This window comes from Escherichia sp. KTE52, assembly GCF_000408325.1.
GTDB lineage: Bacteria > Pseudomonadota > Gammaproteobacteria > Enterobacterales > Enterobacteriaceae > Escherichia > Escherichia marmotae.
The window spans coordinates 1,397,490-1,418,708 of record NZ_KE138680.1 but is presented as its reverse complement, the minus strand read 5'-3'; the positions used below and the strand labels follow the sequence as shown (position 1 = coordinate 1,418,708).

At 50.4% G+C, this 21,219-nt stretch carries 16 protein-coding genes, 6 tRNA genes, 3 rRNA genes and 1 riboswitch; of the genes, 2 read left to right on the top strand and 23 right to left on the bottom strand.

The genetic code is table 11. From position 1 onward, the window contains the following. Positions 1 to 261: 261 nt before the first annotated feature. From rplL to A1SC_RS05010, 11 genes are all read right to left on the bottom strand, one after another. On the bottom strand, positions 262 to 627 hold the full coding sequence (rplL, locus tag A1SC_RS04960) for a 50S ribosomal protein L7/L12 (protein WP_000028878.1): 366 nt from the start codon (positions 625 to 627) through the stop codon (positions 262 to 264). A 66-nt stretch (positions 628 to 693) separates the two neighbouring features. Then, on the bottom strand, positions 694 to 1,191 hold the full coding sequence (gene rplJ / locus A1SC_RS04965) for a 50S ribosomal protein L10 (protein WP_001207201.1): 498 nt from the start codon (positions 1,189 to 1,191) through the stop codon (positions 694 to 696). Between the two features lie 292 nt (positions 1,192 to 1,483). Beyond that, positions 1,484 to 2,188 carry a 50S ribosomal protein L1 gene (rplA, locus tag A1SC_RS04970; protein ID WP_001096679.1) on the bottom strand — a complete coding sequence of 235 codons (705 nt, stop codon included), beginning with the start codon at positions 2,186 to 2,188 and terminating at the stop codon, positions 1,484 to 1,486. 3 nt (positions 2,189 to 2,191) lie between these two features. Further along, positions 2,192 to 2,620 (bottom strand): 50S ribosomal protein L11, encoded by a 429-nt coding sequence (gene rplK / locus A1SC_RS04975; RefSeq protein WP_001085926.1) that lies wholly within the window; start codon positions 2,618 to 2,620, stop codon positions 2,192 to 2,194. Positions 2,621 to 2,778: 158 nt separating this feature from the next. After that, a complete protein-coding gene (gene nusG / locus A1SC_RS04980) occupies positions 2,779 to 3,324 on the bottom strand; it encodes a transcription termination/antitermination protein NusG (protein WP_001287521.1) in 546 nt (181 codons plus the stop codon). Between the two features lies 1 nt (position 3,325). Further along, a complete protein-coding gene (gene secE, locus A1SC_RS04985; protein WP_001275702.1) occupies positions 3,326 to 3,709 on the bottom strand; it encodes a preprotein translocase subunit SecE in 384 nt (127 codons plus the stop codon). Between the two features lie 229 nt (positions 3,710 to 3,938). Next, positions 3,939 to 5,123 carry an elongation factor Tu gene (gene tuf, locus A1SC_RS04990; RefSeq protein WP_000031784.1) on the bottom strand — a complete coding sequence of 395 codons (1,185 nt, stop codon included), beginning with the start codon at positions 5,121 to 5,123 and terminating at the stop codon, positions 3,939 to 3,941. A gap of 114 nt (positions 5,124 to 5,237) precedes the next feature. Next, positions 5,238 to 5,313: transfer RNA gene (locus A1SC_RS04995), tRNA-Thr, on the bottom strand. Between the two features lie 6 nt (positions 5,314 to 5,319). Next, positions 5,320 to 5,394, bottom strand: a tRNA-Gly gene (locus tag A1SC_RS05000). Positions 5,395 to 5,509: 115 nt separating this feature from the next. Further along, positions 5,510 to 5,594: transfer RNA gene (locus tag A1SC_RS05005), tRNA-Tyr, on the bottom strand. An 8-nt stretch (positions 5,595 to 5,602) separates the two neighbouring features. Then, positions 5,603 to 5,678, bottom strand: a tRNA-Thr gene (locus A1SC_RS05010). Between the two features lie 360 nt (positions 5,679 to 6,038). On the opposite strand from A1SC_RS05010, the gene coaA reads away from it, so the two are divergent. Next, the gene (gene coaA / locus A1SC_RS05015; RefSeq protein ID WP_000023077.1) at positions 6,039 to 6,989 is read left to right on the top strand and encodes a type I pantothenate kinase; all 951 of its coding nucleotides are present in this window, start codon (positions 6,039 to 6,041) and stop codon (positions 6,987 to 6,989) included. Positions 6,990 to 7,018: 29 nt separating this feature from the next. Here coaA and birA read toward each other — a convergent pair whose 3' ends face one another. The 9 genes from birA to btuB form a co-directional block, all read right to left on the bottom strand. Further along, positions 7,019 to 7,984 (bottom strand): bifunctional biotin--[acetyl-CoA-carboxylase] ligase/biotin operon repressor BirA, encoded by a 966-nt coding sequence (birA, locus tag A1SC_RS05020; protein WP_000654622.1) that lies wholly within the window; start codon positions 7,982 to 7,984, stop codon positions 7,019 to 7,021. Beyond that, complete coding sequence (gene murB / locus A1SC_RS05025) at positions 7,981 to 9,009, bottom strand: UDP-N-acetylmuramate dehydrogenase (RefSeq protein ID WP_001016702.1); 1,029 nt, start codon at positions 9,007 to 9,009, stop codon at positions 7,981 to 7,983. Before murB ends, birA begins: the two co-directional genes overlap by 4 nt. A gap of 134 nt (positions 9,010 to 9,143) precedes the next feature. After that, positions 9,144 to 9,259, bottom strand: a 5S ribosomal RNA gene (gene rrf / locus A1SC_RS05030). A 93-nt stretch (positions 9,260 to 9,352) separates the two neighbouring features. Beyond that, positions 9,353 to 12,257, bottom strand: a 23S ribosomal RNA gene (locus A1SC_RS05035). Between the two features lie 183 nt (positions 12,258 to 12,440). Further along, positions 12,441 to 12,516: transfer RNA gene (locus A1SC_RS05040), tRNA-Ala, on the bottom strand. A gap of 42 nt (positions 12,517 to 12,558) precedes the next feature. Next, a tRNA-Ile gene (locus A1SC_RS05045) sits at positions 12,559 to 12,635 on the bottom strand. Between the two features lie 68 nt (positions 12,636 to 12,703). Continuing rightward, positions 12,704 to 14,245: ribosomal RNA gene (locus A1SC_RS05050) — 16S ribosomal RNA — on the bottom strand. Together the 16S, 23S and 5S rRNA genes with 2 tRNA genes alongside form the textbook arrangement of a ribosomal RNA operon. Positions 14,246 to 14,617: 372 nt before the next feature. Continuing rightward, positions 14,618 to 15,475, bottom strand: a complete 858-nt coding sequence (gene murI, locus A1SC_RS05055) for a glutamate racemase (RefSeq protein ID WP_000201835.1) — start codon at positions 15,473 to 15,475, stop codon at positions 14,618 to 14,620. Beyond that, positions 15,420 to 17,264: a TonB-dependent vitamin B12 receptor BtuB gene (gene btuB / locus A1SC_RS05060; RefSeq protein ID WP_000591341.1), complete on the bottom strand. Its 1,845-nt coding sequence runs from the start codon at positions 17,262 to 17,264 to the stop codon at positions 15,420 to 15,422. Before btuB ends, murI begins: the two co-directional genes overlap by 56 nt. Before the next feature lie 64 nt (positions 17,265 to 17,328). Next, positions 17,329 to 17,520: riboswitch (cobalamin riboswitch) on the bottom strand. A 113-nt stretch (positions 17,521 to 17,633) separates the two neighbouring features. Between btuB and trmA the strand changes: the two genes are divergently transcribed. After that, entirely contained in the window at positions 17,634 to 18,734 is a 1,101-nt protein-coding gene (trmA, locus tag A1SC_RS05065; RefSeq protein WP_000187028.1) for a tRNA (uridine(54)-C5)-methyltransferase TrmA, read from the top strand. A gap of 39 nt (positions 18,735 to 18,773) precedes the next feature. Here trmA and A1SC_RS05070 read toward each other — a convergent pair whose 3' ends face one another. The 3 genes from A1SC_RS05070 to A1SC_RS05080 form a co-directional block, all read right to left on the bottom strand. Next, positions 18,774 to 19,133 carry a YijD family membrane protein gene (locus A1SC_RS05070; RefSeq protein ID WP_000806410.1) on the bottom strand — a complete coding sequence of 120 codons (360 nt, stop codon included), beginning with the start codon at positions 19,131 to 19,133 and terminating at the stop codon, positions 18,774 to 18,776. Continuing rightward, positions 19,133 to 19,783, bottom strand: a complete 651-nt coding sequence (gene fabR, locus A1SC_RS05075; RefSeq protein WP_001309117.1) for an HTH-type transcriptional repressor FabR — start codon at positions 19,781 to 19,783, stop codon at positions 19,133 to 19,135. The genes A1SC_RS05070 and fabR overlap by 1 nt, the downstream gene beginning before the upstream one ends. A 103-nt stretch (positions 19,784 to 19,886) precedes the next feature. Then, positions 19,887 to 21,203 (bottom strand): citrate-proton symporter, encoded by a 1,317-nt coding sequence (locus A1SC_RS05080; RefSeq protein WP_016262754.1) that lies wholly within the window; start codon positions 21,201 to 21,203, stop codon positions 19,887 to 19,889. Between the last annotated feature and the right edge of the window lie 16 nt (positions 21,204 to 21,219).

The following is a 21,219-nucleotide window of genomic DNA, read 5'->3' as shown; positions in this document are numbered from 1 at the left end:
GCAACACTATTTTGTTGACCGGAAAATGGATACTTTCCGCAATGCCTGTTGCTATCACGCTTAAACCATTTCATTGCGATTTACACAGAGCGGACGCTCTGTCGCAGTATATTAAGTCGTCGATAGAAACAAGCATTGAAAGGCACAGCAGTAGTCAAACAGTGTGAAACGCTACTGGCGCCTTACAGCGCAAAAAGGCTGGTGACTAAAAAGTCACCAGCCATCAGCCTGATTCCTCAGGCTGCAACCGGAAGGGTTGGCTTATTTAACTTCAACTTCAGCGCCAGCTTCTTCCAGAGCTTTTTTCAGTGCTTCAGCGTCATCTTTGCTCACGCCTTCTTTCAGAGCAGCCGGAGCAGATTCTACCAGGTCTTTAGCTTCTTTCAGACCCAGGCCAGTTGCGCCACGTACTGCTTTGATAACAGCAACTTTGTTAGCGCCAGCAGCTTTCAGAATTACGTCGAATTCAGTTTTTTCTTCAGCAGCTTCAACCGGGCCAGCAGCTACAGCTACAGCAGCAGCAGCGGAAACACCGAATTTTTCTTCCATTGCAGAGATCAGTTCTACAACGTCCATTACAGACATAGCTGCAACTGCTTCAATGATTTGATCTTTAGTGATAGACATTTAAATTGTTCCTGAATATCAGAATAAGTTTATACGTAAGCGAATGCGTTAAACAGATAACTGCGATTAAGCAGCTTCTTTCGCATCGCGTACAGCAGCCAGAGTACGAACCAGTTTGCCAGCCGAAGCTTCTTTCATGGTTGCCATCAGGCGTGCAATTGCTTCTTCGTAGGTCGGCAGAGTTGCCAGGCGGTCGATCTGAGACGCCGGGATCAGCTCACCTTCAAAGGCAGCGGCTTTGACCTCAAATTTTGCATTCGCTTTCGCGAACTCTTTGAACAGACGAGCAGCAGCGCCCGGGTGTTCCATAGAGTATGCAATAAGGGTCGGACCAACAAACGCATCTTTCAGGCACTCGAACGGAGTACCTTCAACAGCACGACGCAGCAGGGTGTTACGAACAACACGCATGTATACGCCAGCTTCGCGACCTGCTTTACGCAGTTCAGTCATTTTATCTACAGTTACGCCACGGGAATCCGCAACTACTGCAGACAGCGCGCCTTTGGCTACTTCGCTGACTTCAGCAACAATCGCTTGTTTGTCTTGAAGATTTAAAGCCATTAGCTTTGCTCCTGGATGTTTGCCAGAGAAAATCTCTGGAACTCACTTCACTCCTCCAAACGGAGAGAGCGTCTTAATTACGGTGAGCAGAAACAAGCCAGAATATAAAAAAATAATCTTAGCGTTCTGTCACCGTCTACGCAGGGTATTAAGTCTCTTACGAAACACCTGCGGTCTTCGACGGAGGCCTGGATTAGGCCAGGCTCCAACGAACAAATCTTTTTAGCCGCTAACTTTCGTTAACGTACGTGGGGGTAAGATTGTAGACAAAATCACCGCCCACGTAAAGGCATTAGTTTGCAGAAGCGCTCAGGCCAGCCTGGTCAACTGCAACACCTGCACCCATGGTGGTGGAGATGCTAACTTTCTTGATGTACACGCCTTTCGCCTGAGTAGGTTTTGCTTTTTTCAGCGCAACCAGCAGAGCTTCCAGGTTTTCTTTCAGTTTGTCAGCGTCAAAGTCCACTTTACCGATGGTGGTGTGGATGATGCCGTTTTTGTCGTTACGGTAACGGATCTGGCCAGCTTTAGCGTTTTTAACCGCTTCAGCTACGTTCGGCGTTACAGTACCCACTTTCGGGTTTGGCATCAGGCCGCGCGGACCCAGAACCTGGCCCAGTTGGCCAACAACGCGCATTGCATCCGGAGAAGCAATAACAACGTCAAAGTTCATTTCGCCTTTCTTGATCTGATCAGCCAGATCTTCCATACCTACCAGCTCAGCGCCTGCAGCTTTAGCAGCTTCAGCATTTGCGCCCTGGGTAAATACGGCTACGCGAACGGAACGGCCAGTACCGTGCGGCAGTACAGTTGCGCCACGTACGTTCTGGTCAGATTTACGAGCGTCGATGCCGAGGTTAACAGCAACGTCCACGCTTTCTACGAATTTAGCAGTCGCCAGCTCTTTCAGCAGAGCGATAGCTTCGTTGATGTCGTACTGTTTGGTCGCATCAACTTTCTCGCGGATAACACGCATGCGCTTGGTCAGTTTAGCCATTTCTTAGTCCTCCACTACCAGGCCCATGGAACGTGCAGTACCTTCGATGGAGCGAGTCATCGCTTCAATGTCGGCACCGGTCATGTCGGCAGCTTTGGTCTGCGCGATTTCCTGCAACTGAGCGCGGGAAATTTTACCCACTTTGTCTTTGTTCGGCTTACCGGAACCGGACTTGATACCAGCCGCTTTTTTCAGCAGAACTGCTGCCGGCGGAGTCTTGGTAACGAAAGTGAAAGAACGGTCAGCGTAAACGGTGATAACTACCGGAATCGGCAGACCTTTTTCGATGGAATCAGTTTTTGCGTTGAACGCTTTGCAGAATTCCATGATGTTTACGCCCTGCTGACCCAGAGCCGGACCTACTGGCGGACTCGGGTTAGCCATACCAGCCGCAACCTGCAGCTTGACATAGGCTTGTACTTTCTTAGCCATTATAAATTCCTCAAGTTGGGTAATAGCGCCTCAGAGAGGCTCCCCGTGATATAAAAAATCGTTTTACGGGCAAGGCCCATAAAAACAAAAGGCGCGAAATTGTATTCCAATCTCGCGCCTTGTGCAACGATTTAATCGCCGCTTTTTTGATCGCTGTGTTAGGCTTTTTCAACCTGGCTGAAGTCCAGTTCTACCGGGGTCGCACGACCAAAGATAGAAACAGAGACTTTCAGACGAGACTTCTCGTAATCAACCTCTTCAACGACACCGTTGAAGTCAGCGAACGGACCATCATTAACACGAACCATTTCACCTGGTTCAAACAGCGTTTTCGGACGCGGCTTATCACCAACCTGCTGCAGGCGGTTCATAATCGCATCGACTTCTTTATCGCTGATTGGCGCCGGACGATCGGAAGTACCGCCGATGAAGCCCATCACACGCGGTACGCTGCGCACCAGGTGCCAGCTCGCATCGTTCATCACCATCTGAACGAGGACGTAGCCAGGGAAGAATTTGCGTTCGCTTTTGCGACGCTGACCGCCACGGATCTCAACGACTTCTTCAGTCGGGACCATGACTTCGCCAAACAACTCTTCCATGTTGTGTAATTTGATATGCTCACGCAGCGATGTTGCTACGCGGCCTTCAAAACCGGAAAACGCCTGAACGACGTACCAGCGCTTTTTAGGAGCTTCAGACATCTCAGAACCTCAGGCCAGTGATAAAGGATACCAGGCGAACCAGAATACCATCCAGTCCCCACAGGATCAGTGACATTACTGCGGTAACCGCAGCCACAATCAGCGTGGTGTGCAATGTTTCCTGGCGAGTCGGCCAAATGACCTTACGGACTTCGGTACGCGCTTCACGGGCAAAAGCAACGGTTGCTTTACCTTTTGTCGTTAACAGCGCGACACCACCCGCTGCAGCAATCAGAATTACTACGGCCAGCGCACGCAGCGGCAGCATAATGTCGCGATAAAGGTAATTGCCGACAATTGCCACCAGGAGCAATGCCACCACAACGACCCACTTCATCGCTTCCAGGCCGCGCCCGCTTCCTTGAGCTTCGGTATTCGCACTCATAAACCAACCTGTCAGAAGTATTCTACAAACATTTTCACCCCGCGATCGCGAGGCAAACCAAATCGAAACGCGTATTCGCTTTTCGGATTATACGCCCTCAACAGAGCCTGTCTCAGCAATGATTATGACAAAGAAAATCACTGATGAGCCAGGTTCTGGTACGAAAGCGTGCAAAAAGGGCATCAAATGATGCCCTTTTATTGCGCATTGCGTCAAATGTTATCGGCAATTAGCTCAGAACTTTAGCTACAACGCCCGCGCCAACGGTACGGCCGCCTTCACGGATTGCGAAACGCAGACCGTCGTCCATCGCGATCGGGTGGATCAGGGTAACAACCATTTTGATGTTGTCGCCCGGCATTACCATCTCTACGCCTTCCGGCAGTTCGATAGTACCAGTCACGTCAGTAGTACGGAAGTAGAACTGCGGACGGTAGCCTTTGAAGAACGGAGTATGACGGCCGCCTTCATCTTTGGACAGAATGTACACTTCAGATTCGAACTTGGTGTGCGGCTTGATGGTGCCCGGCTTAGCCAGTACCTGACCACGTTCGATTTCTTCACGTTTGATACCACGCAGCAGAACACCTACGTTCTCACCAGCACGGCCTTCGTCCAGCAGTTTGCGGAACATTTCAACGCCAGTACAGGTAGACTTCTGAGTCTCTTTGATACCAACGATTTCAACTTCTTCGCCAACTTTGATGATACCGCGTTCCACACGACCGGTAACAACAGTACCACGACCGGAGATGGAGAATACGTCTTCGATCGGCAGCAGGAACGGCTTGTCAATCGCACGCTCTGGTTCCGGAATGTAAGAATCCAGGAAGCCAGCCAGTTCCAGGATTTTCGCTTCCCACTCTGCATCGCCTTCCAGCGCTTTCAGTGCAGAACCACGAACGATCGGAGTGTCGTCGCCCGGGAAGTCGTACTGAGACAGAAGTTCACGAACTTCCATTTCAACCAGTTCCAGCAGCTCTTCGTCATCAACCATGTCGCATTTGTTCAGGAACACGATGATGTACGGAACGCCTACCTGACGACCCAGCAGGATGTGCTCACGGGTCTGCGGCATCGGGCCGTCAGTCGCAGCAACAACCAGGATCGCGCCATCCATCTGAGCAGCACCAGTGATCATGTTTTTAACATAGTCGGCGTGCCCCGGGCAGTCTACGTGTGCGTAGTGACGGGTCGGGGTGTCGTATTCAACGTGAGAAGTGTTGATGGTGATACCACGAGCTTTTTCTTCCGGCGCGTTATCGATCTGATCGAATGCGCGAGCAGCACCGCCGTAGGTTTTAGCCAGTACGGTAGTGATTGCAGCGGTCAGCGTTGTTTTACCATGGTCAACGTGGCCGATAGTACCGACGTTAACGTGCGGTTTTGTACGTTCAAACTTTTCTTTAGACATCGATTGTCCCTCTAAGACACGGATAAATCGGTGATATCACCACATCAACCAGGCAACATGCCCGACTTGTTGAATGCAATAAACAGAAGGAAAAAACAGGGAGGAGAAAAGAAGTGGTGCTGATAGGCAGATTCGAACTGCCGACCTCACCCTTACCAAGGGTGCGCTCTACCAACTGAGCTATATCAGCACATCTTGGAGCGGGCAGCGGGAATCGAACCCGCATCATCAGCTTGGAAGGCTGAGGTAATAGCCATTATACGATGCCCGCATCCTGGAACTCGGCTACCTGATTTTCATTCTGCACTGAATATCGAGAGAAGCTCTCTTTATTCGAGCCGGTAAGCGAACTTATCGTCTCGGGCTACGCATCGCGTGGCCGAAATTGGTGGTGGGGGAAGGATTCGAACCTTCGAAGTCTGTGACGGCAGATTTACAGTCTGCTCCCTTTGGCCGCTCGGGAACCCCACCGGACTTGATGGTGCCGACTACCGGAATCGAACTGGTGACCTACTGATTACAAGTCAGTTGCTCTACCTACTGAGCTAAGTCGGCATCAAGTAGCGCGCATTCTATGGAGACATGCGCGCTCATGCAACTAAAAAATTGCATAATTTGTTTTATCGGTCACATTTTACACAACGCGATGAAGAAACAGTCAAACTGGGGACAGATTAGCATACTTTTTCAGCATCATTCTGTTTAACAATGCACCAAGCTAAAACACAATTCTTTTTAGTAGATGGAATATCTGTCACATTGCTTTTCAACGATAGCTTGTCGAAAGAGATTTTTTCTTATTATTCCTCCCAATCTGGTGTTACCCTCCTGCCCATTAACCCATTCAACAGAACTGTGACGCGCCATGGCAAATATCGCTTTGCCGATAGAGCTATGATCGCCAGAAACATGCTTATGAGTATAAAAGAGCAAACGTTAATGACGCCTTACCTACAGTTTGACCGCAACCAGTGGGCAGCTCTGCGTGATTCCGTACCTATGACGTTATCGGAAGATGAGATCGCCCGTCTCAAAGGTATAAATGAGGATCTCTCGTTAGAAGAAGTTGCCGAGATCTATTTGCCTTTATCGCGTTTGCTGAACTTCTATATAAGCTCAAACTTGCGCCGTCAGGCAGTTCTGGAACAATTTCTTGGTACTAACGGACAACGCATTCCTTACATTATCAGCATCGCGGGTAGCGTTGCGGTGGGGAAAAGTACGACCGCCCGTGTATTACAGGCTCTATTAAGCCGTTGGCCGGAACACCGTCGTGTTGAACTGATCACCACCGATGGTTTTCTTCATCCCAACAAAGTGCTTAAAGAACGTGGTCTGATGAAGAAGAAAGGCTTCCCGGAGTCGTACGATATGCATCGTCTGGTGAAGTTTGTTTCCGATCTAAAATCGGGAGTGCCAAACGTTACAGCACCGGTTTACTCGCATCTTATTTATGATGTGATCCCGGATGGCGATAAAACTGTCGTGCAGCCTGATATTTTAATTCTTGAAGGATTAAATGTCTTACAGAGCGGTATGGATTACCCACACGATCCGCATCATGTTTTTGTTTCTGATTTTGTCGATTTTTCGATATATGTTGATGCTCCTGAAGATTTACTGCAGACATGGTATATCAACCGCTTCCTGAAATTCCGTGAAGGCGCTTTTACAGATCCGGATTCCTATTTCCATAACTACGCTAAATTAACAAAAGAAGAAGCGATCAATACTGCCTTGACGCTTTGGAAGGAAATCAACTGGCTGAACTTAAAGCAAAATATTCTTCCTACTCGCGAACGTGCCAGCCTGATCCTGACCAAAAGTGCTAATCATGCGGTAGAAGAAGTCAGACTACGCAAATAATTTAAAGGGGGAGCTATTGCTCCCTTTTTTTATTTATCTGCGCTTCGTAGCGATATTTCACCGCCCATCCAGGGTTTAATTATCCCATCCTGTTCAAGCAATAATGCACCTTGGTTATCTATCCCGCGCGAAATCCCAAATATTTCTTTATCACCAATGATAAGTTTCACTGGGCGATTAATAAAATTATCCAGTTTTTCCCAACGAGCCAAATAAGGAGTAAGTCCTTCTTGCTCGAAGAGTTCCAGCGCCGCCCGTAATTCACGTATAAGCGTGGCTGCCAGAGTATTACGATCCAGATTGATCCCCGCTTCTTGCAAGGTGATCCATCCCTGATTAACGACACTCTCTTCGACTCGACGCATGGCCATGTTGATCCCGGCACCGATGACAATTTGTGCCGCATCGCCGGTTTTGCCCGTCAGTTCAACGAGAATACCCGCCAGCTTGCGATCCTGCAGATAGAGGTCGTTTGGCCATTTAACACGAACTTTATCAGCTCCCAGCGTGCGTAGTACTTCCGCCATCACGATACCGATAACCAGGCTTAAACCAATCGCCGCAGCAGGGCCTTGCTCCAGACGCCAGAACATTGATAAATATAAGTTTGCGCCAAAAGGAGAAAACCATTTCCGCCCACGGCGACCACGACCCGCTTGCTGATATTCTGCGACACAGGCATCGCCCGATTTAAGCTCTCCTATACGGTCAAGGAGGTACTGGTTCGTAGAATCAATCACCGGTAACACAGCAACATTACCACCATCCAGGTGACTCAATATCTGTTCGGCATTAAGTAACTGGATTGGTTCAGGCAGGCTGTATCCTTTGCCCGGAACGGTAAATACATCAACACCCCAGTCACGCAGTGTCTGAATGTGTTTATTAATAGCCGCCCGACTCATTCCCAACGTTTCACCCAGTTGCTCGCCGGAGTGAAATTCGCCGTTCGCTAACAGGGCGATCAATTTCAGTGGAACAGTATTATCCTTCATGAAATTGTCTCCACTGCGCTCACTTCACCTGATGCACCAATAAAGCGGACTTCGGGTTCAAGCCAGACGTTAAATCTTTCACCGACTTTCTGCCTTACGTGATGTGCCAGTTGTACGACGTCTTCACTTTTCGCATTGCCTTCATTAATAAGAACTAGCGCCTGTTGACGATGTACCGCAGCCCCGCCAATCTGTGCCCCTTTTAGCTGACACTGATCGATGAGCCAGCCAGCAGCCAGTTTTACTGAACCATCCGCCTGGAGGTAATTAGGTGCCGTTGGAAATTGTGCCAGTAACGCTTTAGCCATTTCGACTGAAACAACAGGATTTTTGAAGAAACTACCGGCATTACCGTTCACTTTTGGATCGGGAAGTTTTGTAGTTCTCATATGACACACCGCATCAAATACTTGCTGTGGTGTCACCGTTGAAGGCTCCAGACGAGTTAAGTCACCATAGGTCAGTACAGGTTGCCACTCTTTTGGCAGGCGCAGACCTACGGCTACAATGGCGAAGCGATCCTGATATTCATGCTTAAAAATACTGTCACGATAACCAAAACGACACTCTTTAGCTGTTAAGCGCACTTGCTTGCCTGTCGTCAGTTCAACGCAGTCAACATAATCGCAAACTCGCTGTAATTCTACGCCATAAGCACCAATATTCTGGATAGGCGATGAGCCGACACAGCCCGGAATTAATGCCAGATTTTCCAGACCGGGCATACCTTGCTGCAAAGTGTATTTCACCAGATGATGCCAGTTTTCTCCCGCCCCAACATGTAAATACCAAGCATCAGGCGTATCGTTAATTTCAATACCTTTGATCCGGTTGATAATCACCGTTCCGCAGTAATCTTCCAGGAAAAGTACGTTACTTCCTTCACCCAGAATAAGAACTGGCTGTCCTTCTGCGGTTGCATGCTGCCAGGCATTGAGTAGTTGTTTTTCGTCTTCCACGCATACAATGTGCTTCGCATTGCGATCAATGCCGAAGGTGTTCCAGGGTTTTAAGGAGTGGTTCATAGCTGCTTTCCTGATGCAAAAACGTGGCTAGTTTACCGTATCTGCGGGGGGATGGCTTGTAGATATAACGACAGGAAGAGTTTTCACCAGCGCAAAAAGGCCATCCTTACGGATGGCCTTTCGCTTTATTTGATGCCTGGCAGTTCCCTACTCTCGCATGGGGAGACCCCACACTACCATCGGCGCTACGGCGTTTCACTTCTGAGTTCGGCATGGGGTCAGGTGGGACCACCGCGCTATCTCCGCCAGGCAAATTCTGTTATCAACCCGCTTATCGCCGGTTAATCTAATCTGTATCAGGCTGAAAATCTTCTCTCATCCGCCAAAACATCTTCGGCGTTGTAAGGTTAAGCCTCACGGTTCATTAGTACCGGTTAGCTCAACGCATCGCTGCGCTTACACACCCGGCCTATCAACGTCGTCGTCTTCAACGTTCCTTCAGGAGACTTAAAGTCTCAGGGAGAACTCATCTCGGGGCAAGTTTCGTGCTTAGATGCTTTCAGCACTTATCTCTTCCGCATTTAGCTACCGGGCAGTGCCATTGGCATGACAACCCGAACACCAGTGATGCGTCCACTCCGGTCCTCTCGTACTAGGAGCAGCCCCCCTCAGTTCTCCAGCGCCCACGGCAGATAGGGACCGAACTGTCTCACGACGTTCTAAACCCAGCTCGCGTACCACTTTAAATGGCGAACAGCCATACCCTTGGGACCTACTTCAGCCCCAGGATGTGATGAGCCGACATCGAGGTGCCAAACACCGCCGTCGATATGAACTCTTGGGCGGTATCAGCCTGTTATCCCCGGAGTACCTTTTATCCGTTGAGCGATGGCCCTTCCATTCAGAACCACCGGATCACTATGACCTGCTTTCGCACCTGCTCGCGCCGTCACGCTCGCAGTCAAGCTGGCTTATGCCATTGCACTAACCTCCTGATGTCCGACCAGGATTAGCCAACCTTCGTGCTCCTCCGTTACTCTTTAGGAGGAGACCGCCCCAGTCAAACTACCCACCAGACACTGTCCGCAACCCGGATCACGGGTCCACGTTAGAACATCAAACATTAAAGGGTGGTATTTCAAGGTCGGCTCCATGCAGACTGGCGTCCACACTTCAAAGCCTCCCACCTATCCTACACATCAAGGCTCAATGTTCAGTGTCAAGCTATAGTAAAGGTTCACGGGGTCTTTCCGTCTTGCCGCGGGTACACTGCATCTTCACAGCGAGTTCAATTTCACTGAGTCTCGGGTGGAGACAGCCTGGCCATCATTACGCCATTCGTGCAGGTCGGAACTTACCCGACAAGGAATTTCGCTACCTTAGGACCGTTATAGTTACGGCCGCCGTTTACCGGGGCTTCGATCAAGAGCTTCGCCTTGCGGCTGACCCCATCAATTAACCTTCCGGCACCGGGCAGGCGTCACACCGTATACGTCCACTTTCGTGTTTGCACAGTGCTGTGTTTTTAATAAACAGTTGCAGCCAGCTGGTATCTTCGACTGATTTCAGCTCCACGAGCAAGTCGCTTCACCTACATATCAGCGTGCCTTCTCCCGAAGTTACGGCACCATTTTGCCTAGTTCCTTCACCCGAGTTCTCTCAAGCGCCTTGGTATTCTCTACCTGACCACCTGTGTCGGTTTGGGGTACGATTTGATGTTACCTGATGCTTAGAGGCTTTTCCTGGAAGCAGGGCATTTGTTGCTTCAGCACCGTAGTGCCTCGTCATCACGCCTCAGCCTTGATTCTCCGGATTTGCCTGGAAAATCAGCCTACACGCTTAAACCGGGACAACCGTCGCCCGGCCAACATAGCCTTCTCCGTCCCCCCTTCGCAGTAACACCAAGTACAGGAATATTAACCTGTTTCCCATCGACTACGCCTTTCGGCCTCGCCTTAGGGGTCGACTCACCCTGCCCCGATTAACGTTGGACAGGAACCCTTGGTCTTCCGGCGAGCGGGCTTTTCACCCGCTTTATCGTTACTTATGTCAGCATTCGCACTTCTGATACCTCCAGCATGCCTCACAGCACACCTTCAACGGCTTACAGAACGCTCCCCTACCCAACAACACATAGTGTCGCTGCCGCAGCTTCGGTGCATGGTTTAGCCCCGTTACATCTTCCGCGCAGGCCGACTCGACCAGTGAGCTATTACGCTTTCTTTAAATGATGGCTGCTTCTAAGCCAACATCCTGGCTGTCTGGGCCTTCCCACATCGTTTCCCACTTAACCATGACTTTGGGACCTTAGCTGGCGGTCTGGGTTGTTTCCCTCTTCACGACGGACGTTAGCACCCGCCGTGTGTCTCCCGTGATAACATTCTCCGGTATTCGCAGTTTGCATCGGGTTGGTAAGTCGGGATGACCCCCTTGCCGAAACAGTGCTCTACCCCCGGAGATGAATTCACGAGGCGCTACCTAAATAGCTTTCGGGGAGAACCAGCTATCTCCCGGTTTGATTGGCCTTTCACCCCCAGCCACAAGTCATCCGCTAATTTTTCAACATTAGTCGGTTCGGTCCTCCAGTTAGTGTTACCCAACCTTCAACCTGCCCATGGCTAGATCACCGGGTTTCGGGTCTATACCCTGCAACTTAACGCCCAGTTAAGACTCGGTTTCCCTTCGGCTCCCCTATTCGGTTAACCTTGCTACAGAATATAAGTCGCTGACCCATTATACAAAAGGTACGCAGTCACCCCATTAAAGAGGCTCCCACTGCTTGTACGTACACGGTTTCAGGTTCTTTTTCACTCCCCTCGCCGGGGTTCTTTTCGCCTTTCCCTCACGGTACTGGTTCACTATCGGTCAGTCAGGAGTATTTAGCCTTGGAGGATGGTCCCCCCATATTCAGACAGGATACCACGTGTCCCGCCCTACTCATCGAGCTCACAGCATGTGCATTTTTGTGTACGGGGCTGTCACCCTGTATCGCACGCCTTTCCAGACGCTTCCACTAACACACATACTGATTCAGGCTCTGGGCTCCTCCCCGTTCGCTCGCCGCTACTGGGGGAATCTCGGTTGATTTCTTTTCCTCGGGGTACTTAGATGTTTCAGTTCCCCCGGTTCGCCTCATTAACCTATGGATTCAGTTAATGATAGTGTGACGAATCACACTGGGTTTCCCCATTCGGAAATCGCCGGTTATAACGGTTCATATCACCTTACCGACGCTTATCGCAGATTAGCACGTCCTTCATCGCCTCTGACTGCCAGGGCATCCACCGTGTACGCTTAGTCGCTTAACCTCACAACCCGAAGATGTTTCTTACGAACCATCATCGTGTTGCGAAAATTTGAGAGACTCACGAACAACTTTCGTTGTTCAGTGTTTCAATTTTCAGCTTGATCCAGATTTTTAAAGAGCAAAACTTCGCAGTGAACCTTTGCAGGTACACTCTGAAGTATTTTTTATTTAATCACTACAGAGATGGTGGAGCTATGCGGGATCGAACCGCAGACCTCCTGCGTGCAAAGCAGGCGCTCTCCCAGCTGAGCTATAGCCCCATAACATGTAGTTAAAACCTCTTCAAATTTGCGGTGCAAATTTGGTAGGCCTGAGTGGACTTGAACCACCGACCTCACCCTTATCAGGGGTGCGCTCTAACCACCTGAGCTACAAGCCTGTAGAGGTTTTACTGCTCATTTTCATCAGACAATCTGTGTGAGCACTTCAAAGAACGCTTCTTTAAGGTAAGGAGGTGATCCAACCGCAGGTTCCCCTACGGTTACCTTGTTACGACTTCACCCCAGTCATGAATCACAAAGTGGTAAGCGCCCTCCCGAAGGTTAAGCTACCTACTTCTTTTGCAACCCACTCCCATGGTGTGACGGGCGGTGTGTACAAGGCCCGGGAACGTATTCACCGTGGCATTCTGATCCACGATTACTAGCGATTCCGACTTCATGGAGTCGAGTTGCAGACTCCAATCCGGACTACGACGCACTTTATGAGGTCCGCTTGCTCTCGCGAGGTCGCTTCTCTTTGTATGCGCCATTGTAGCACGTGTGTAGCCCTGGTCGTAAGGGCCATGATGACTTGACGTCATCCCCACCTTCCTCCAGTTTATCACTGGCAGTCTCCTTTGAGTTCCCGGCCGGACCGCTGGCAACAAAGGATAAGGGTTGCGCTCGTTGCGGGACTTAACCCAACATTTCACAACACGAGCTGACGACAGCCATGCAGCACCTGTCTCACAGTTCCCGAAGGCACCATCCCATCTCTGGAATGTTCTGTGGATGTCAAGACCAGGTAAGGTTCTTCGCGTTGCATCGAATTAAACCACATGCTCCACCGCTTGTGCGGGCCCCCGTCAATTCATTTGAGTTTTAACCTTGCGGCCGTACTCCCCAGGCGGTCGACTTAACGCGTTAGCTCCGGAAGCCACGCCTCAAGGGCACAACCTCCAAGTCGACATCGTTTACGGCGTGGACTACCAGGGTATCTAATCCTGTTTGCTCCCCACGCTTTCGCACCTGAGCGTCAGTCTTCGTCCAGGGGGCCGCCTTCGCCACCGGTATTCCTCCAGATCTCTACGCATTTCACCGCTACACCTGGAATTCTACCCCCCTCTACGAGACTCAAGCTTGCCAGTATCAGATGCAGTTCCCAGGTTGAGCCCGGGGATTTCACATCTGACTTAACAAACCGCCTGCGTGCGCTTTACGCCCAGTAATTCCGATTAACGCTTGCACCCTCCGTATTACCGCGGCTGCTGGCACGGAGTTAGCCGGTGCTTCTTCTGCGGGTAACGTCAATGAGCAAAGGTATTAACTTTACTCCCTTCCTCCCCGCTGAAAGTACTTTACAACCCGAAGGCCTTCTTCATACACGCGGCATGGCTGCATCAGGCTTGCGCCCATTGTGCAATATTCCCCACTGCTGCCTCCCGTAGGAGTCTGGACCGTGTCTCAGTTCCAGTGTGGCTGGTCATCCTCTCAGACCAGCTAGAGATCGTCGCCTAGGTGGGCCGTTACCCCGCCTACTAGCTAATCCCATCTGGGCACATCCGATGGCAAGAGGCCCGAAGGTCCCCCTCTTTGGTCTTGCGACATTATGCGGTATTAGCTACCGTTTCCAGTAGTTATCCCCCTCCATCGGGCAGTTTCCCAGACATTACTCACCCGTCCGCCACTCGTCAGCAAAGAAGCAAGCTTCTTTCTGTTACCGTTCGACTTGCATGTGTTAGGCCTGCCGCCAGCGTTCAATCTGAGCCATGATCAAACTCTTCAATTTAAAAGTTTGATGCTCAAAGAATTAAACTTCGTAATGAATTACGTGTTCACTCTTGAGACTTGGTATTCATTTAGCGTCTTACGACGTTAAGAATCCGTATCTTCGAGTGCCCACACAGATTGCCTGATAAATTGTTAAAGAGCAGTGCCACTTCGCTTTTTCTCAGCGGCGCGGGGTGTGCATAATACGCTTTCCCGCTACAGAGTCAAGCATTTTTCCGCTTTTCTCTGTCGAAGTTCTCAGGAGAACCCCGCTGACCCGGCGGCTTATTTGCCGTTGTTCCGTGTCAGTGGTGGCGCATTATAGGGAGTTATTCCGGCCTGACAAGAGGAAATTTAAAATAATTTTCCGAATGCGCAAGTTTCAATCAAATCAGCCTGAAACTGTCAGTTTTTCGAGCGTTTTAAAGCCGTAACGCTGTAAAACGGACAATAACTGTTCAGCTTCTGGCGTCATTGCCATACAAAAGGCAATATTCGCATCGACTGATTTTGCATCAGGGGCTTCATGCTCCAGTAACCAGGCCGTTCGGCGGGCAATCGCTGCGCCTGAATCCACCAACCGGGTTCCCTCTGGCAGCACCTGCAACAGTTCATCTTGTAATAGAGGGAAGTGGGTACATCCCAGAACAACAGTATCTGGCGGCTCTTTCATTCTTAACCACGGGCGCAAGATACGCTTTAGTGCATCCAGAGAAACTTCATTGCCATGCAGCTTCGCTTCAGCCAGCTCGACCATCTCTGCCGAACCGAGCATTTCTATCTGGCATTCATTGGCGAAACGCGCGATCAACTCATGGGTATAAGAACGTTTAACTGTTCCGCGAGTTGCCAGCAGTCCAACAATGCCATTAGCGGTCAGACGCGCTGCGGGTTTAATCGCCGGAACGACGCCGACAACCGGGAAGTCAAACTTTTCGCGTAATGCAGGAAGTGAAACGGTACTGGCGGTGTTGCAAGCCACCACCGCCAATGCAAGGGGATAACGTTCTTGCACTGCAGTGACAATTTCCACCACGCGCTCAACAATAAACTCTTCGCTTTTTTCGCCATACGGGAAAGCGACGTTATCAAAAGCATAAATGTAATGGAGATCCGGTAAGAGACGCCGGATCTCGTCATAGACCGACAGCCCACCGACGCCGGAGTCAAACACCAGCACGGTGGGACGTGGTTCAGAAGGTGTAGCTGCCAGACAAGGTGTATTCCCGTCCTGCAGTTTGGTAGCCATAGACTGTCTCGTAATCTTTGTCGAACAGGTTGGCTATTTTACCACGAACAGTCAGATGAGAGGTGACCGGATATGCAACCGCAATATCCCACAAGCTCACACCGCCCATTTTCACAGTTTGATAGGGATAAGATGAGTAATCCTTATCATAGCGAGTACCTAAATACTGGTAAGTAATACCCCAATCAAAATCATACAGTTGCCAGTCGAGCTGATATTTCACCTGCTGTTTAGCACGACGTAATAACGGCGTGTCGGTAATCGCATTACGTGCGTCGACATAATCGTAACTCACCGTATGTGTTAGCGGTCCGGTATCAAAATTGGCGGTCGCCTCGACGCCTTTAATCCGCGCTTTCCCTTCGTTGTAGTATTTCAGGATGTGATCGTCATAATCGATCAGGTCACTGATATCGTTACGATACCCGGAGATACGCCAGTTCACCCCGGCGGTTAACCCCTCAAACGCACCTTCCCACTGTTTGCTTTTCTCGGGGTTCAGATCCGGATTACCGTAGAAACCGTACAGTTGCCCAAGATTAGGTGCCTTGTACGACGTGCCATAAGAAGCGATAAAGCGATAGCCTTCAATGAACTCCCAACCAGCACTGGTTTGCCAGGTGCCATGACGACCAAACTGTGAGTTATCATCGCTGCGTGCAGCACCTTCAAACGTAAAATCGCCAACTTGTTGTACCCCGGTCAGATAGATCCCCGTATTACGTTGATCATACCCATCTGCAACATATCCAGTGCCTGGCGTCGTAGTTTGCTTCTGCCAGTCAACACCCGCGCCGATATTACCGTGACCAACGGTGACGTTGTTTGCCCACTGGACGGTGTACTGCTTCATCTCATCGAGCGTCGCGGACGAATCATAACGACCATAATGCGGATCGTAGTTGTAATCTTTGCTGTGGCTGTAACTGGTAATCAGTTGTGATTTAATCAACTCGCCGTTATAGCGCAGCCCGGTGTCCCAACTTTGGCTATAGAGTTTACGGGTATCGAGTAACGGTGAGCCGGGAGAATAATACGCGTCATAATTGGTACGATTATCATAGCCATAGCCGCGCACAAAGCCGCTCCAGGTGTCAGTAAAATTATGCTCCAGCGCACCATAAAGCGTTTTACTTAAAAAACCATCGTTATCTGGTTGTGCTTGCGTTCCGGTATTGCCATAGGCGACAACATCAAATCCATGGGTATGGGCATAATCGGCCAACAGAGTTACCCGTGTTTTATCCCCCAGTTGTTGCTGCGTAGAAACATCGTAGTTCTGATAACTATTACTTCCCCATCCCGCTGAAATTTCCGTGCCGGATTCATCCCGCGTGGTGATGATATTCACCACTCCGCCTATTGCATCAGAACCATAAACGGCAGATCGCGGTCCACGGATATATTCAACTCGCTGGACAAGCGCAATAGGGAATTGGCTAAGGTCGGCAGAACCACTGACCCCCGCCAAATTCAGGCGTACGCCATCAATTAACACCAATACATGGCTGGCGTTTGTACCACGGATAAAAATAGAAGAGAGCTGACCTGAACCGCCATTCTGGGTGATATCCACGCCCGGCAGACGACGTAGAACATCGTTCACCGAGGCCGACTGCCAGCGGTCAATATCCTGACGTGTCACAACGGTAGTTGGAGCAAGCACAGTGCTGCGAGGCTGTTCAAAACGGTTAGCAGTAACAACGAGAGTATCCGGGCTGGTGTCCTGTGCCCAAGCGGAAAAGGCTGTGACGGAACACGCCGTCAGCAGCGAAGCTTTTTTAATCATTGTAAAGCATCCACAATAGAAGAAGGATGCCGCAGGTTTCATCAATATTACGCGATGATGAGAACCAGATGCGACGTTGGCCGGCAGGTCTTCGGGCTTGGAGGGGTATCTGAGGATACAAAGAGATGATGACTTCCCACCGGATGGCAGTGTCCGCATTACGCAATCATCGCACCTTTCCTTACCGCTGCGCGTCAGCTCCAGATTCGCACTGGATTCCCTATTAACTCACAGGACCGGCGAGTGGATGCTACAGGTTGTAACAAGTTGCTGTCCAGACGTCGCGCATAAATAGGAATTCATCAAGATCTGGACATCTGATGAGCAATCCCTACAATCGCCGCGTACATTTCATTTTCAGGATACATCATGACCCCCGAACACCTTCCAACAGAACAGTATGAAGCGCAGTTAGCCGAAAAAGTGGTACGTTTACAAAGTATGATGGCGCCGTTTTCTGACCTGGTTCCGGAAGTGTTTCGCTCGCCGGTCAGTCATTATCGGATGCGAGCAGAATTCCGCATCTGGCACGATGGCGATGACCTGTACCACATCATTTTCGATCAACAGACCAAAAGCCGCATCCGCGTAGATAGCTTCCCCGCCGCCAGTGAACTGATCAACCAGTTGATGACGGCGATGATTGCGGGTGTGCGTAATAATCCCGTTCTGCGCCACAAGCTGTTCCAGATTGATTACCTCACCACATTGAGCAATCAGGCCGTCGTTTCTCTGCTGTACCATAAAAAGCTGGATGACGAGTGGCGTCAGCAGGCAGAAGCCCTGCGCGATGCACTGCGAGCGCAGAATCTGAATGTGCATTTGATTGGTCGGGCAACGAAAACAAAAATCGAGCTGGATCAGGATTACATTGATGAGCGTCTGCCGGTCGCAGGGAAAGAGATGATCTACCGTCAGGTAGAAAACAGCTTCACCCAGCCAAACGCGGCGATGAATATTCAGATGCTGGAATGGGCGCTGGATGTTACCAAAGGCTCAAAAGGCGATTTACTGGAGTTGTACTGCGGCAACGGTAATTTTTCATTAGCTCTGGCGCGCAATTTTGATCGAGTATTAGCCACCGAAATCGCCAAGCCGTCGGTCGCTGCCGCGCAATACAATATTGCTGCTAACCATATAGATAACGTACAAATTATTCGTATGGCGGCGGAAGAGTTTACTCAAGCGATGAATGGCGTGCGTGAGTTTAACCGTCTGCAAGGTATCGACCTGAAGAGTTATCAGTGCGAAACCATTTTTGTCGACCCACCGCGCAGCGGTCTGGACAGTGAAACCGAGAAAATGGTGCAGGCGTATCCGCGTATTTTGTATATCTCCTGCAACCCGGAAACGTTATGTAAGAATCTGGAAACATTAAGCCAGACGCACAAGGTTGAACGTCTGGCTCTGTTTGATCAGTTCCCCTACACGCACCATATGGAGTGCGGCGTATTACTAACCGCTAAGTAAAACCCATGCTGGATGCGCCAGCATCCAGCATGATACTGATTACTCAGCAATTTCCTGCTTACGGTTACGCATCTTCGCGCCAATCCAGAACACCATAATGACGGACAGCACGGCCGGGAAGAAGTTAGAACCGATATCCGGATATTCCGCACGAACCACCGTGCTGTACAGCAGAACACCGAGAATAAAACAGGCAGCAGCCAGACCCGGCAAACCTACCGGCATAGTGCGATTAAGATAACGTTGATGCAGGCAGTAGACCGTCAGCACCAGGGAAATAATCGGGAATACAGAAAATGGCACAATGGAGCTAAACAGCGCCGCAAAAGTACCATTGATCGATAAGCCTGCAACCAGCGCCAGCAGCAGCGTACCTCTATCTTGATTTGCTTGTTTCATTACTCGTCCTTCACATTTCCCGGAATAATTGCGGTTTTTTCTTGTTCACGGCGATACCAGTAATAAGCCCCTTTCGAAATCATTCGCAGTTGCAGTACCAGTCGCTCTTCTAATTGCCGACGTTGTTCGACGCCGACATCCAACGCCTCGGCACCCGCACTGAAGACAATCGTCACCATTGCTTCGGCTTGCGCTTCAGTAAACGCACGAGGCATATGGTTTTCGAGTTCCAGATAGTCCGCAAGTTCCGCAATGAAGTGCTGAATTTCACGCGCAACAGCGGCACGGAACGCAGCGGAGGTGCCGGAGCGTTCCCGCAATAATAACCGGAAGGCGTTCGGATTATTACCGATGAACTCCATAAATGTGGAGACCGAGGTGCGGATCACACTCCCGCCTTTAGCAATACGCTGACGCGCCTGGCGCATGAGTTGGCGCAGCATTAAACCGCTCTCATCAACCATGGTCAGACCAAGTTCGTCTACGTCGCGGAAATGCCGATAAAAAGAGGTGGGAGCAATGCCCGCTTCACGCGCCACTTCACGCAAACTCAGGCTGGCGAAGCTACGTTCAGCACTTAATTGGCTAAATGCGGCTTCCACCAGAGAACGGCGGGTTTTTTCTTTTTGTTGCGCTCTTACGCCCATCACGATGTCTAAATCCTTGCCAAAAGTACTGTTGGCACTATACCAGAGAATGAACATACTGGATTGCTCCAGTGTTGTGAATGAACGGTAACGCAATAAAACACATTTACTGCAACTCTTTAGCCGGTTCTTTCACAAACAACAACGCCAGCATCGACAACAACGTACCTCCGCCCAGATACCACGCTGGCGCCGTCAGGCTATCCAGTAACACAATGGATTGCGTGGCAAAGTATTGCGCAAACCCGCCGAAGATTGCTACGCCAATGCTATAAACCAGTGCGAAGCCCAATGCCCGAATCCGTTTCGGTAACAGTTCGGAAATCAGCAACATTACCGGTACACCGCCAAGCGTGGTGAAGCTGACCATCACGAAAACCACCGTCAGCAACATGCCGGGACTGGGATAATTCACCAACAGCCAGAACGATGGCCAGCTACAGATCAACACCATCACCCGGGAGATTAAAATCAGCTTTTTACGCCCGACCGAATCACACAGCATCCCCACCAACAACGCCCCCACAAACGTAATAACGCCCGCCAGTAACATCGCTGCATGAGAATAGTGTTGAGGCATCGCCAGATACTTCGCAGCCCAGGTGCCGTAGTAAAAGAGGGAGATATAGGTTGCAACCGTACTACCAATAGCGAGTAAAACACCATTAACGATGGTTGCTTTATGTTGCAAGAGCAGAGAAAACGCGCTTTCGCTGGCTGCGGCTTTTTTATGGTGCACAGGTTCAGGCACATCGTTTTCCAGACTCAGGCGCAGCCAGCAACCGATGGGCGCTAACAGCACACCAATAAAAAACGGTACACGCCAGCCCCACTCCGCCATTACGGTTTCTGAACCTGTGGCGAACGGCAGCCATGCGCTCAAACCCAAAGCGACGACACCACCAAAGGTCGTTGCCAGCCCCTGGGTCGCCAGCGACCAGCTACTGTAAAAGCCGCGACGATTTGCCGGAGCTGACTCAACCAGCAAAGACATTGAGGCACCGACTTCACCGCCTGCCGCAACGCCCTGAATCAGGCGCGCCAGCACCAGCGTCGCTGTTCCCCAATATCCCGCCGTCGCATATGTTGGCGCAATGCCGATCATCAGCGTACCGAGACTCATCAGGGCAATGGTAAACACCATCGCCGGTTTACGCCCGAAACGATCGGCCCAGGCACCAACGATAATCCCGCCAAGCGGGCGCATAAAAAAGCTCACGCCAAACGTTGCAAATGCCAGTAACAGCGCGACATTGTGATCGGCACTGGGTGGAAAGAAAAGCGTGCTGATATAGACCACAAAAAAGTTGTAAACGCCAAAATCAAAAAATTCGAGCGCATTGCCAAACGCCGAGGCAAAAATCACCCGTTTGCCGCTGGGCTTTTTCTTTACGTCCACTGTTTCATTTACGATCGCCGTCATTCCATGTTCCTTGCCA

Excerpts from the sequence above, each read along its gene's own strand:
- coaA (WP_000023077.1), top strand. The coding sequence starts at position 6,039 with ATGAGTATAAAAGAGCAAACGTTAATGACGCCTTACCTACAGTTTGAC.
- btuB (WP_000591341.1), bottom strand. The coding sequence starts at position 17,264 with ATGATTAAAAAAGCTTCGCTGCTGACGGCGTGTTCCGTCACAGCCTTT.
- murB (WP_001016702.1), bottom strand. The coding sequence starts at position 9,009 with ATGAACCACTCCTTAAAACCCTGGAACACCTTCGGCATTGATCGCAAT.
- A1SC_RS05070 (WP_000806410.1), bottom strand. The coding sequence starts at position 19,133 with ATGAAACAAGCAAATCAAGATAGAGGTACGCTGCTGCTGGCGCTGGTT.
- trmA (WP_000187028.1), top strand. The coding sequence starts at position 17,634 with ATGACCCCCGAACACCTTCCAACAGAACAGTATGAAGCGCAGTTAGCC.
- rplK (WP_001085926.1), bottom strand. The coding sequence starts at position 2,620 with ATGGCTAAGAAAGTACAAGCCTATGTCAAGCTGCAGGTTGCGGCTGGT.
- nusG (WP_001287521.1), bottom strand. The coding sequence starts at position 3,324 with ATGTCTGAAGCTCCTAAAAAGCGCTGGTACGTCGTTCAGGCGTTTTCC.
- secE (WP_001275702.1), bottom strand. The coding sequence starts at position 3,709 with ATGAGTGCGAATACCGAAGCTCAAGGAAGCGGGCGCGGCCTGGAAGCG.
- rplJ (WP_001207201.1), bottom strand. The coding sequence starts at position 1,191 with ATGGCTTTAAATCTTCAAGACAAACAAGCGATTGTTGCTGAAGTCAGC.
- birA (WP_000654622.1), bottom strand. The coding sequence starts at position 7,984 with ATGAAGGATAATACTGTTCCACTGAAATTGATCGCCCTGTTAGCGAAC.
- A1SC_RS05080 (WP_016262754.1), bottom strand. The coding sequence starts at position 21,203 with ATGACGGCGATCGTAAATGAAACAGTGGACGTAAAGAAAAAGCCCAGC.
- rplL (WP_000028878.1), bottom strand. The coding sequence starts at position 627 with ATGTCTATCACTAAAGATCAAATCATTGAAGCAGTTGCAGCTATGTCT.
- tuf (WP_000031784.1), bottom strand. The coding sequence starts at position 5,123 with ATGTCTAAAGAAAAGTTTGAACGTACAAAACCGCACGTTAACGTCGGT.
- murI (WP_000201835.1), bottom strand. The coding sequence starts at position 15,475 with ATGGCTACCAAACTGCAGGACGGGAATACACCTTGTCTGGCAGCTACA.
- rplA (WP_001096679.1), bottom strand. The coding sequence starts at position 2,188 with ATGGCTAAACTGACCAAGCGCATGCGTGTTATCCGCGAGAAAGTTGAT.